This window comes from Verrucosispora sp. NA02020 (assembly GCF_013364215.1).
GTDB lineage: Bacteria > Actinomycetota > Actinomycetes > Mycobacteriales > Micromonosporaceae > Micromonospora.
In genome coordinates this window covers 6,681,917-6,693,975 of the sequence record NZ_CP054923.1, presented here as the reverse complement: position 1 = coordinate 6,693,975, position 12,059 = coordinate 6,681,917, and the positions used below count along the sequence as shown (strand labels likewise).

10 protein-coding genes and 1 riboswitch are annotated in these 12,059 nt (G+C 72.6%); of the genes, 3 read left to right on the top strand and 7 right to left on the bottom strand.

What is annotated here, in order from left to right; genetic code table 11:
• Positions 1-15: 15 nt before the first annotated feature.
• From HUT12_RS29925 to HUT12_RS29900, 6 genes are read right to left on the bottom strand one after another with little or no spacing between them, the layout of a single operon-like run.
• The gene (locus tag HUT12_RS29925; RefSeq protein ID WP_176095373.1) at positions 16-525 is read right to left on the bottom strand and encodes a hypothetical protein; all 510 of its coding nucleotides are present in this window, start codon (positions 523-525) and stop codon (positions 16-18) included.
• A gap of 41 nt (positions 526-566) precedes the next feature.
• The gene (locus tag HUT12_RS29920) at positions 567-1,331 is read right to left on the bottom strand and encodes an ATP/GTP-binding protein (RefSeq protein ID WP_254876993.1); all 765 of its coding nucleotides are present in this window, start codon (positions 1,329-1,331) and stop codon (positions 567-569) included.
• Positions 1,309-1,815 carry a DUF742 domain-containing protein gene (locus HUT12_RS29915; RefSeq protein ID WP_131055731.1) on the bottom strand — a complete coding sequence of 169 codons (507 nt, stop codon included), beginning with the start codon at positions 1,813-1,815 and terminating at the stop codon, positions 1,309-1,311. The genes HUT12_RS29920 and HUT12_RS29915 overlap by 23 nt, the downstream gene beginning before the upstream one ends.
• Complete coding sequence (locus HUT12_RS29910; protein WP_131055729.1) at positions 1,812-2,282, bottom strand: roadblock/LC7 domain-containing protein; 471 nt, start codon at positions 2,280-2,282, stop codon at positions 1,812-1,814. The genes HUT12_RS29915 and HUT12_RS29910 overlap by 4 nt, the downstream gene beginning before the upstream one ends.
• Positions 2,279-4,903: a nitrate- and nitrite sensing domain-containing protein gene (locus HUT12_RS29905; RefSeq protein WP_176095372.1), complete on the bottom strand. Its 2,625-nt coding sequence runs from the start codon at positions 4,901-4,903 to the stop codon at positions 2,279-2,281. The genes HUT12_RS29910 and HUT12_RS29905 overlap by 4 nt, the downstream gene beginning before the upstream one ends.
• The gene (locus HUT12_RS29900) at positions 4,890-6,062 is read right to left on the bottom strand and encodes a hypothetical protein (protein WP_176095371.1); all 1,173 of its coding nucleotides are present in this window, start codon (positions 6,060-6,062) and stop codon (positions 4,890-4,892) included. The genes HUT12_RS29905 and HUT12_RS29900 overlap by 14 nt, the downstream gene beginning before the upstream one ends.
• A gap of 368 nt (positions 6,063-6,430) precedes the next feature.
• Between HUT12_RS29900 and HUT12_RS29895 the strand changes: the two genes are divergently transcribed.
• Both HUT12_RS29895 and HUT12_RS29890 read left to right on the top strand, forming a co-directional pair.
• A complete protein-coding gene (locus tag HUT12_RS29895; protein WP_176095370.1) occupies positions 6,431-9,298 on the top strand; it encodes an alpha/beta fold hydrolase in 2,868 nt (955 codons plus the stop codon).
• Positions 9,298-10,197, top strand: a complete 900-nt coding sequence (locus HUT12_RS29890; protein ID WP_131053060.1) for an ABC transporter permease — start codon at positions 9,298-9,300, stop codon at positions 10,195-10,197. The genes HUT12_RS29895 and HUT12_RS29890 overlap by 1 nt, the downstream gene beginning before the upstream one ends.
• Here HUT12_RS29890 and HUT12_RS29885 read toward each other — a convergent pair.
• The gene (locus HUT12_RS29885; protein WP_176095369.1) at positions 10,187-10,873 is read right to left on the bottom strand and encodes a DUF4232 domain-containing protein; all 687 of its coding nucleotides are present in this window, start codon (positions 10,871-10,873) and stop codon (positions 10,187-10,189) included. The genes HUT12_RS29890 and HUT12_RS29885 overlap by 11 nt on opposite strands.
• Positions 10,874-11,275: 402 nt before the next feature.
• Here HUT12_RS29885 and HUT12_RS29880 point away from each other — a divergent pair, with 402 nt between their 5' ends.
• A complete protein-coding gene (locus tag HUT12_RS29880) occupies positions 11,276-11,725 on the top strand; it encodes a DoxX family protein (protein ID WP_131053058.1) in 450 nt (149 codons plus the stop codon).
• 192 nt (positions 11,726-11,917) lie between these two features.
• Positions 11,918-12,053: riboswitch (SAM riboswitch) on the top strand.
• Positions 12,054-12,059: the final 6 nt, after the last annotated feature.

Here is a 12,059-nt window from a genome sequence, read left to right as displayed (position 1 = left end):
TCACCCCCCGTGCGATCAGCCCGGCTGATCCTCACCGGTGAGCAGCGACGGGTCACGACGGATCAGCTCGGCCAGCCGGGCCGCCGGGTCCGGCTGCGGTGCTTCCGGAGCGTCGGACCAGCCGGTCGCGTCGCTGATCGGTACCGGCCAGGCCGGCGGCGGCGTGGCGGGCTGCCCGCTGACCACGACCTCCTGGCCGATCCAGGCCACCCGCAGGTCGTACGCGGTGCCGTCGTGGTCGACCCGGGCGGTGACGCTGGTGCCCGGACGGGCCGCGACCACGGCGCGCAACGCCTCGGCCACCTCCTCCGCGACCTGCCGCGGAGACGTCCCGGGTACGCGTTCCGGCGCACCCGTCCAGCCGGGTCCCGCGTTCCGGCTGTCCGTCCGGCTCGCCGCCGCACCGGACGGCGCGTCCGGCCCCGGATCGGGCTGGTCGTCGGTCGACGGATCCGTGGACCGGCGGCGCAGCGCCTCCTCGCGCCGACGCATCCGGGCCAGTGTCTCGTCCAGTCCGCCCCTCATCCGCCTCACCCCTTCCCACGAGCGGCCGTGAGCCGGTCGGCTCAGGCCCGCTTGTCCCGGATCGCCCGGTCCAACGCCCGATCGAGGACGACCAGCAGGGCGTCCCGCACGGAGAGCCGGTCCCGGGCGTCGAACTGCACCAGAGGTACGTGCTCACCGATGGCCAGGGCCCACCGGATCGCGTTGAGGTCGTGCGCCAGCTGCCCGTCGAAGGCGTTCACCCCGACCACGAACGGTAGGCCGGCCCGCTCGAAGAAGTCGATCGCCGGGTAGCAGTCGTCCAGCCGGGCGCTGTCCACCACCACCAGCGCGCCGAGCGCGCCCCGGGCCAGGTCGTCCCACATGAAGCCGAAGCGGGCCTGGCCGGGCGTGCCGAACAGGTAGAGCTTCAGGCTGCGGTCGATGGTGACGCAGCCGAAGTCCATCGCCACGGTGGTCGTGGTCTTGTCCGAGCGCTGGCCGGGGTCGTCGACCCCGATACCGGCGATCGTCATCTCCGCCTCGGTGGTCAGCGGCACGATCTCCGAGATGGCACCCACGGTGGTCGTCTTACCCACCCCGAAGCCCCCGGCCACCAGGATCTTGACCGGGATCGGCGGGGTCCGGCGGTGCGCACCCCTTCCGCCGGTCGCCGCGGGCGGCCGGTACGGCGGTGGCGAAGCAACCGGTGCGGGGGGCGGCGGCGGGGTGGCCCGTCCCACCGACGGGGGGACCGGCGCGGAGCCGCCGTAGCGGGCCGTGGCGCTGTTGGCGGCGAGCGCGCCCTGCGGGGCGACCGGCCAGTCAGGAGATTGCACGAAGTCCATCAATCACTCGCAGGATGACGTCGGGGTCGAGGGCGTCGTCGGCGTCGTTGACGTGTACGTCCAGGTGGCCGGCGGCCCGCAGGTCGCCCACCAGGACCCGGGTCACACCGAAGTGCAACCGGGTCTTGGCGGAGATCTCGGCGACCGAGATCGGGTCGCCGCAGAGTGCCACGATCGCCTGGAGTTCCGGGGTCAGCCGCGCGGTCACACTGGTCCACGGCTCGGGGCCGGGCCGGGCGGTCACCTGGGTCTCCAGGCCGATCGACGGGTCGGCGCCGGCCACCCGCCCGGCCGTGAGCACGAACGGGCGGAGTCCGGTCGGACCGGCCGCCTCGGGTTCCGATCCGACGACCGACGCCGCCGCCGATCCGACCGCCGCCGGTGCGTCCACCGGGGCGGCGTCGCCGACCGAGGAGGGCTCACGCAGGTAGGGCCGGATCCGGAACACCGGCTCCTGTTCCGCACCGGCGGCGTCGGGGTTCATTGCTGAACGGAGTTCTTGAGTTCGGCGATCAGGCGCGGGGTGAGCGCGCTTCCGGCCCGACCGGCGAAGAGGGTCATCTCGTACGCGACGGTGCCGAGGTTGGCCGACCGGTCGGCGACCACACCGAGCACCGAGCCGCTGCTGATCGCGCTGATGAGCAGGTAGCCCTCGGCCATGTCCACCACGACCCGGTTCAGCCCGCCCAACGCGTACCAGCTGGCGGCGCCGCCGGCCAGGCTGGTCATGCCGGAGACCACTGCGGCGAGCCGCTCCGCGTTGGACCGGTCCTTGATCGCGGACATGGCCATCAGCAACCCGTCCGACGAGACGGCGATCGCCTCCAGCACCCCTGCCGTGCTCGAGGTGAAGGTGTCCAGGAGCCAGTTGAACGTGCGGGCCTCGGGGCTGAGGTCCCCGGCCGGGTGGCTCTGGTGGTCGAGGTTCTCGTGTACGTGCGGGCTGGTCAAAGTGGCGTTCCTTCTTCGTCGCTGTGGTCGGGACGGACATCGCGCAGAGCCCGGGCGACGCCGGTCTCGAACGCGTTGAGGAGATCGCGGACCTCGGCCGGGTCGCCGGGGTTCTGCGCCATCGTCTGGCGGGGCGTGGTGGCGATCAGGTTCGCGCCCGGCACCCGCCGACTCAGTTGGGTGGGTGCGCCGGAGGGCGCGGGCTCGACCGGCTGCGGAAGTGCCGCCGCCCGGCTCTGCTCGGCCCGCCGTACGCCCGACTCGAACTGCTCGACGAGGGCGCGGGCGGCGACCGGGTCGGCGCGGGTGGCGTCCACCGGACCCACCCGGGGTGCGCTCCTGGACAGGCTGGCGCCGGGCACCCGCTGCCGGATGCCGGGCACCGGACCGGTCGGAGCGGGCGGCGGGGTCTCCGCCGGTGCCGGCCCTCTCCCGGTCGGTACGGCGGTGTCGCCGTCGGCCGGTCGGTCCGGCGTGACGGTGCCGTCCGGTTCGACGGCGCCCGGAGCGGTGGCGAAGGCGTCCCAGGACGCACCCACCTCCATGCTCTCGGTGGCCCGGCTGAGCAGCTTCTGGTCGAAGCCGGGCAATGCGGCGGCCTCGGCCGGCAGGTGGGTCGGACCGCCCGCGCCGACGTGGACCGGCTCGGCCGGGGCCGGGCCGTCCAGCGTCGGCACCGGCGGCGACATCGGGATGCCGGGCTCGGGCTGGTGCCGGGTCGGCAGCGCGACGGGCACGCTGGCCCGGGCGGTGGGTGTCGCCCCGCCGGTGCCGAAGACCAGCGACGACCGGGGGATCAGCAGGGTGGCGGTGACGCCACCGCCCGGCGTCGCGGACAGGCCGACGCCCCAGCCGTGCCGGCGCGCCAGTCGACCCACCACGAAGAGTCCGAGCACCTCGGTCGGGGCGAGGTCGAGCCGTTCCCGGCGGGTGAGCCGGACGTTCTCGGCGGCCAGCCGCGCCTCGGTCATGCCGATCCCGTGGTCGACCACGGTCAGCCGGGCGCCGTCGTCGGTGATCTCACCGCCGACCACCACACGGGTGTGCGGCGGGGAGAAGACGGTGGCGTTCTCCATCAGCTCGGCCAGCGCCAGCACCAGGTCACCGATGATCGCCGGGGCCGCCGACACCTCGGCCGGGACCGCGACGTCGACCCGGGTGTAGTCCTCGATCTCACCGAGCGCGAGGCGGACCGCGTCGGCCAGCGGGACCGGCGCGACGTGGGTGACGTCGCCCGTGGCGCCGGAGAGCACCACCAGGTTCCCCGCGTTACGCCGCAGCCGGCTGGAGATGTGGTCGAGGCGGTACAGGCTCTCCAGCCGCCCCTGGTCGGCCTCCTGCTGCTCCAGCCGGTCGATCAGCGCGATCTGCCGACCGACCAGGTTCTGCGTACGTCGGCCGACGTGCCCGAACATCTGGGCCACGTTGCGCCGGCTGGCCACCTGGCGTTCCACCAGCAGGGCGGCGGTGCTCTGCACCCGCTCGAAGGCGCGGGCCAGGTCACCGATCTCGTCCCGGGCACGGACGTCGACCCGGTCGAGCCGGATCGGCTGGGCGGCGTCGGTCTCGTCGTCGGCGACCCGCACCAGTTCGGACTCGGCGACCCGGGCGACCCGGTCGGCGGAGCGGGTGAGCCGGGTCAGCGGCCGGGCGACGGTCCGGCCGATGGCGAGGGCGAGCAGCACCACCACGACCAGGATCAGCAGCACCAGGGCGGCCACCCAGTACGCCTCGGCGATCGCGGTCTGCCGGTCCGCCCGCACCTCGGCGGTCACGTCGGCGACCAGCTTCTTCTCCACGAACTGACCCAGCGTGATCAGAGAGGAGATGGTCGGGTAGAGGACCTCGACGGGCGTCTGCGACACCGCGCCCACCGGGTCCAGCGAGCTCTGGTCCAGGAAGCCCGGCCCGGTCCGGGCGTCCAGGGCGGCCTGCTCGACGTCCATCAGCGCCAGTTGCTCGGGCGTGATCAGGCCGAGCAACTGGTTGGTCTCCGACTGGAGGGTGGCCATGTTGGCCACGAAGACGGTGGCGAGCTGCGGGCTGGGCTTGGCCGCGACCAGCACCAGCAGGGCGGCGCCGCTGCCGAGCCCCTCGCTCTTGCGCAGGATCCCGTCCAGCGCCAGCACCTGCCGCCCGGCCGAGGTGCGGGTGTCCACGTCGTACGGCAGCCGCAACGAGTCGATCAGCTTGAGGTGGACCGGCCCGTACGCGCCGATGACCTGGTCCGGGCTGGCCTGTCCGGCCAGCGTGGCGGTGCGTACCGGGGCGAGTTGCCGGACCCCGTCGAGCGCGGTCGACACGTCGGGGGACAGGTCGTCGGCCAACTCGGTGCGCAGGTCGACGATCAGGTCGTCCACCTCCGCGATCTCCTGCACCAGATCGGTGCGCTCGACCTGCCGCAGCAGCAGACCGATGGCGAGCATCCGCTCCCGCTGGAGGTGCTGGAGCAGGGTGCCGATCCGGCTGGCGACCTTGACGGTGCTCTCGATGTCGCCTGCCCGCTGGGCGACCCCGGCGCGCTCCCATACCACCGGAAACGTCAGCCCGAGCATGCAGAGCAGGGGAATGAGCACCAACAGGGCGAGTTTGCCCCGGATCCGGAGCCTATCGAGCAGCATCGAAGGGCCTCCACCGATCCGGGTCGTGGCCGTGTCCGACCGGCTGGAGCGCGCGGTCGCCCGGCGGACGAGCGGGCTCCCACCGGTCGTCGACGGGCTGCTCCGGGTCCCCGGCTGCGGCGTCGGTGGCATGCGGTCGACCGGTGGTGTCCCTCGAACGGGACAGCCATCCGGTCACCGCCAGGGCGATCAGCAGCAGACCGGCCACGCCGCCCGCGACCATGGTCAGCAGGTCGTCCCGGTCGAGCTGGTCGATCCGTTCCACCAGCAGCCGGTCGATCTCGTCGAGCAGGATCGGCTGGAGCTGCGTGGCGGCCCGCTGGGCGTCGTCCCGCGCACTGGTCAGCCGGACCAGGTTGATCGTGCCGGTCCGGTTGTCCGGCTGGGAGTGGACCGCCATCGCCTCGGTCGCCCGCTGGTAGGCGTCGAACGGCGTGAGCACGCTCGCGCCCAGGTCGGCGCTGGCCGAGCTGTCCACCACCGCGCGCAGGTTGTTCACCAGGTCGTTGGCGGGTTGCAGCGCGGCGAGCCGCAGGGTCGCCAGCTCGCTCAGGGTGCGTACCCGGTCGGCGACGGGCCGCTGCGCGGCCAGGACGGCCATGTCGACGAGCCGCCCGCCGGCCACCGTCGCCTCCGGCATCTCCTCGCCGACGCCGTCCTGGAGGAAGTACGAGGCGGCGCCGGAGTCCCGGATCAGGCCGGAGGTCTCGCGCACCTTGCCGTGCAGGGCCAGCAGCAGGTCCGTGACCTCCCGGTACGCGCCAAAGGCCGCCTCCGGGTCGAGCGACCGCTCGGGCAGCGCCTCCAGCTTGGCCCGGATCCCGGCCCACCGTTCGCTGGTGCTCAGCTCGGCACCGATGCGGGCGTCGACGGCGGCGGCCCGCTCGACGGCCTTCTGGAGGTTCTCCCGGGGCGGTTGGCGGTCGGCCACGGCGGCGCTCTGCGCGTCCACCAGCGCCTCGGTCACCGGTCCGAGGGCGCGCAGGTACTCCACGCCCAACCGCTCCTGCTTGAGGGCCTCCCGGTCGGCGTCGATGTACTGGTGGGCCCGTACGACGAGGAACGCCACCGGCAGCAGCAGCGCGGTGGCGAGTAGCAGCGGCAACAAGCGGCCCGGTGTCGGGGGCCGGCGACGGACCCGCGAAGCGGGAACGGTCATGGTTACTCCTCCGGGTGGCGCAACGATCGGGGGATGGCGTCAAGGAGCCGGTCCCGTGCGCCGGACCGGAAAACTAATCGAACCGGGACTGTCTGTATCGGTCTCTCCGGGTCAGGTTTGCGTCACTTCGAGCGATGTGACGGAGGATTAACTGATTGACTACGGTGGGTGGCTCTTTCCGTGGAGGTACGTCGTGGTTACGCGTATTTTCCAGTGAAAGGCATTAATTTCCATGATGCGAACTCATCCCAAAGGTTCGCCTGCGGAGGATGTGCGGTCGACCTCTTGCGGATGACGATCGGCCGAGTAGGACGGACGTACGGCGGATCTCAGCTACCACTCAGGTTGCGCGCCGTACCGTGTGCCGCATGAGATCGCCGTTCTCGGCCGCGCGGATCCGCCGTGCCCTGCCCACCAGCCGCCGGGCCGTCGCCGCGTCAGTGGCCGTCGCCCTGCTCGCGGCGGTCGTCGTCTGGGCGGTGTGGCCGGAGCGGCCGAGCTTCCGGACCGAGTCCGCGATGCTCACCGTCCGGTCCGGGCCGAACGGCGACGAGCCCGTCGACCTGGACACCACGCTGTACCTGCCGCGCGAGGCCGCCGCCGACCAGAAGGTGCCCGCGGTGCTGCTCGCGCACGGGTTCGGCGGCACCAAGAACTCGGTCCGCACCGACGCCGAGGACCTCGCCGACCGGGGCTACGCGGTGTTGACCTGGACCGCCCGGGGCTTCGGCCGCAGTGGTGGCCAGATCCACCTGGACAGCCCCGACCACGAGGTCCGCGACGCGCAACGACTGCTGGACTGGCTGGCCGACCGCCCGGAGATCCGGACCGACGCGACCGGCGACCCCCGGGTCGGCGTGGTCGGCGGCTCCTACGGCGGCGCGCTGGCGTTGTTGCTCGCCGCCCAGGACCAGCGGGTGGACGCGATCGTCCCGATGATCACCTGGAACGACCTGTCCCGCTCCTTCCTGCCGGAGAGCACCGGAGGGGAACCGACCGCCGGGGTGTTCAAGTCCGGCTGGGCCGGCATCTTCTTCGGTGGCGGCGGTGCCGCCGGCTCCGGACCGGCCGGGATCTCCGGCACCGGCGCCGAGTCGCCGGAGGGCGCGCCGGACGCCGGGCCGCCCAGCCCCGCGCCGGGCCAGGGACCGGGCACCGCGCCGGTCGCCCCGATGGCCGGCGGCCTGCCCGACCCCTCCTGCGGCCGCTTCGCCTCCGACGTCTGCGCCGCGTACCTGCGCATCGCCGCCACCGGTCAGGCCGACCAGGCCGCCGTCGACCTGCTGCGCCGGTCCAGCCCGGCCGGCGTACTGGACCGGATCGAGGCACCCACCCTGCTGGTCCAGGGCGCGGCGGACACCCTCTTCCCGCTCGGCGAGGCCGACGCCAACGCCCGGGGCATCGCCGCCAACGGCACCCCGGTGCGGGTCGCCTGGTTCACCGGCGGCCACGACGGCGGCTCCGGCCCGCAGACCGACTCCGACCGGGTGAAGTTCCTGACCGCGCAGTGGCTCGACCACTACGTCGCGGGAACCGGGGACGCGCCCGGCGACACCTTCACCTTCTCCCGGATCGCCGGCTTCGACGCGATGGACCGGGGGCTGGTCGCCACCGGCTACCGCACCGACGACTACCCCGGTCTCGGCGGCGACGCCCGCCGAGAGGTGACCGTGGCCGGGCCGCCCCAGCCGGTGGCCAACCCGCCCGGCGGCAACCCCGCCGCGATCTCCTCGGTGCCGTTCGCCGGCTCGTTGAGCTCACTGCTCAGTGGGGTGGCCGGTGACATACCCGGGCAGCACGCCCGGTTCGAGTCCGAGCCGTTGACCGAGGCGGTCGACATCGTCGGCGCGCCCACCGTGTCGGTGCGCGCCGCGTCGAGCAGCGGCGAGGCGGTCCTCTTCGCCAAGCTCTACGTGGTCGACCCGGAGGGGGCGGCCACCCTGCCCAGCGGACTCATCGCGCCGATCCGGCTCAGCGGTCTGCCGGCCACCGTCGACGCCGCCGCGCCGGTCACCGTGACCCTGCCGGCGATCGTGCACCGGGTGGAGGCCGGGCACCGGCTCCGGCTGGTGGTGGCCACCTCGGACCAGGCCTACACGACCCCGATCGAGCCGGCCGTGTACACGGTCGCGGTCGGTGACACACCGGTCAGCCTGCCGACGGTCGACAGCGACCCGATCCCCACCGAGGCGGCGCTCTGGCGCTGGGTGCTGGTCGGGCTGATCGCCGCGATCGTGATCGGGCTCGTCGTGCTCGTGGCCGTGCTGCGCCTGCGGCACCGCCGCCAGGACACCTCGATCCATCCCGAGTACGCGGACACCCCGTTGGCCGTGCGCCACTTGCGCAAGGAGTACGCCGACGGCTTCGTGGCCGTCTCCGAGGTGGACTTCGAGGTGCACCCCGGTCAGGTGGTCGGCCTGCTCGGGCCCAACGGCGCCGGCAAGACCACCACCCTGCGGGTGCTGATGGGGCTGACCCAGCCGACCGCCGGGGAGATCTACGTCTTCGGGCACCGGCTGGTGCCGGGCTCGCCGGTGCTCTCCCGGATCGGCGCGCTCGTCGAGGGGCCCGGATTCCTGCCGCACCTCTCCGGCCTGGAGAACCTCAGGGCGTACTGGCGGGCGACCGGACGGCCGGAGGCCGACGCGCACTTCGAGCAGGCGTTGGAGATCGCCGGTCTGGGCTCGTCGGTGCACCGGCGGGTCCGCAAGTACAGCCACGGAATGCGGCAGCGGTTGGCCATCGCCCAGGCCATGCTCGGCCTGCCCGAGCTGCTGGTGCTCGACGAGCCGACCGACGGGCTGGACCCGCCACAGATCGCCGAGATGCGCCGGGTGCTCCAGCGGTACGCCACCGACGGGCGCGCGGTGCTGGTCTCCAGTCACCTGCTCGCCGAGGTGGAGCAGACCTGCACCCACGCCGTGGTGGTCAACAAGGGCCGGATCGTGGCCTCCGGGCCGGTGGAGGACATCGTCGGTGACTCGCCCAGCGTGCTGTTCGAGGTGAGCGACCCGACCGCGGCCCGGGACGTGCTCAACGACCTCGGTGGCGTACGGGTGCTGGACGACGCCGACGGGCACCTGGTGGTGGACACCAACGGCACCGCGCGCAGCGAGGTGGTCGCCGAGTTGGTACGGGCCGGTATCGGAGTGGACCGGGTGGTGCCCCGGCGCCGCCTGGAGGACGCGTTCCTCGCCCTGGTGGGCGAGAACTCTCGGGGAAGCGGGGACCGGTGATGGCGGGATCGACCGTGCAGCCGACGCGGGAGGAGTCCGGGGTGGCTCCGTCGGGTGCCGCCGCCGGCTACCGGCCGTCGAGGACGTTGCCGTTCGGCGCCGAGTTCCGCCGTCAGGCGGCGCGGCGGCGTACCCAGTTGGCGCTCGGTTTCATGGTGCTGCTGCCGTTGATCATCCTGATCGCCTTCCAGTTCGACTCGGGTGACGACGACAGCGGCCGGGGCGAGTTCGGCAGCCTCGTCTCGTTCGCCACCTCCGGCGGACTGAACTTCACCCTGTTCACCATCTTCGTCTCCGCCTCGTTCCTGCTGGTCGTGGTGGTGGCGCTGTTCTGCGGCGACACGGTGGCCAGCGAGGCGAGTTGGGGCAGCCTGCGTTACCTGTTGGCGGTGCCGGTGCCCCGGGCCCGGCTGTTGACGGTGAAGCTGCTGGTGGCGCTCGCCTACTCGGCGTTCGCGCTGGTGCTGCTCGCCGGTACGGCCCTGCTGATCGGCACCCTGCGGTACGGCTGGTCGCCGCTGCGCAGCACGGTCGCCGCACAGCTCGAACCCGGCGAGGGTTTGCTCCGCCTGCTCGCGGTGCTCGGCTACCTGGCGGTCGTCCTGCTGGTCGTCGCCGGTCTGGCGTTCCTGCTCTCGGTGGTCACCGATGCCGCGCTGGGCGCGGTGGGTGGTGCGGTGCTGCTGTGGATCCTCTCCAGCATCCTGGACCAGATCACCGCGCTCGGCGCGATCCGGTCGTTCCTGCCGACCCACTACAGCACCGCCTGGCTGGGGTTGCTCTCCACGCCGGTGCAGACCGACGACATCGTCCGGGGCGCCGTCTCGGCGATCTGCTACGCCACCCTCTTCTGGGGGCTCGCCTTCTGGCGCTTCACCCGCAAGGACATCACCAGCTGAGTGCGGCGTCGACGCCGTCGTCCGCCGACTCGGTGGGCGTCGGCGTCGGGCCCGTCCGCTTCTTCCAGGCGCTGACTCCGATCCGGTCGGTGTTGCCGAGGTCGATCGGCCCCTCCATGTCGAGTTCCTGCCCCGGCTGCCCCTTGGCCGCCGCGATCTCCACCCGCGCGGCGTCGGTGGCGACCACGGTCGGATCGTCGACCAGGTTGCGCCAGATCACGGCCGCTCCGGCCGTGGCGCCCGGTGCCAGCACCAGCGGCCGGGGTGGGTCGTCGAAGCCCGAGGCGATTCCGGCCGCCCCCTCGACCACCCGGACGGTGATCGGTGCCCCCTCGCCGTCGAACAGACGCAGCGCCGGATAGCCGCGCAGCTTGTACGGGCGGTCGCCGCAGTTGACCAGCTCCACGCCCATCGCCCGGAGCCCCATGGCCGCGCTGACGCCGAGGTAGCGGATCCGTACCCCCGATTCGGGACAGACCTCCGGCGCGTCCGGGCCGGCCGTGGTCGGGCTCGTGGCCGGGTCGGCCTGCTCCGTCGGTCCGTCACCCGGGACGTTGCCGGACGCGTCGGTCGGTGCGCAGCCGGCGAGCAGCGCGAAGGCGGTCAGCAGCGCGACGAGCCGAGGACGCCGGTAGGCCCGGCCTCCGTCGCCGCGTCTCGTGGTCGTATCCGGCATCGATCCCCCGTGGATTTCTCGCATCGGCCCATCGTCGCATCACGGTCCTCGATCGTTCGGCGGGCAGTCGGGGTGGCGAGGTGGGCGCTTCGGGACGGCCTCCCGGTCGGTCGGGGACCGCCCCGCGTACCGGCTGGTGGGACGACGGTGGCCGCTTCCGGACCCGGGTGGGCGCGCGGCCCCGGATCGGATGACCGCGACTTGTTGCCGTCAGATGTCCAGGGTGTACAGGGAGTCGTTACGGAGGGTGATCGAAATGATCTTCGCCGAGGGGGGTTCCCTCGGGAGTTTCAGTCGCTACCATCGATGTGGGAGCGTTCCCAAAGGAAGAGATTGCATCGACAAATATTTATCAGTCCCGCATTCTGGTTGCCCTCGTCCATCCACAATGGAGGTTTCGGAATGCGTACTGACCGGTTCGGCGGGCCGGCCCTGTCCCTGTTCCGCATGGTCATCGGCCTGCTGTTTCTCTGCCACGGGTTGTCGTCTCTGTTCGGCGTCTTCGGCGGTGCCCGGGGGAGCGGTGAACCCGTCCCGCTCGGCACCTGGCCGGGCTGGTGGGCCGCGCTGATCCAGGCCGTCTGCGGTGCCCTCGTGCTCCTCGGTCTCTTCACCCGACCGGCGGCACTGGTGGCGTCGGGCTCGATGGCCTACGCCTACTTCGTCGTCCACCAGCCCGAGGCGCTGCTGCCGCTGCGCAACCACGGCGAGCTGTCGGTGCTGTTCTGCTGGTCGTTCCTGCTGATCGCGGTGCTCGGCCCGGGTAGCTGGGCGCTGGACAACCTGCTGCGCCAGCGCAACGGTGCCGCACTGGACCTGAAGGCGGCCGAACGCAGGTCCGTACCGGCCTGACCCGGCCGGTGCGGTGACCGACCGACGCTCGTGCGCGACCCTGGACCAGGTCACCCCGGCGCTGCCGGGGCTGCCCGATCCAGGGTCGACGCGCTTGCGCGGGTGGTGGCGGCGGTGAGGAATCGCTCACAGGCTGAGATCGAACGCTGACGAGCGCGGCGGGATTGCCTAGACTCGGCGGCACAACTGAATACCTCATCCAGAGGGGCTGAGGGATACGGCCCGAAGACGCCCCGGCAACCACCCCGCGCGCTCATCGCTGAGCGTCCCGTGGGGCAGGTGCCAATTCCGTCCCCGCCGCAGGGTGCGATGTGGGGGAAGATGAGAGGACTCG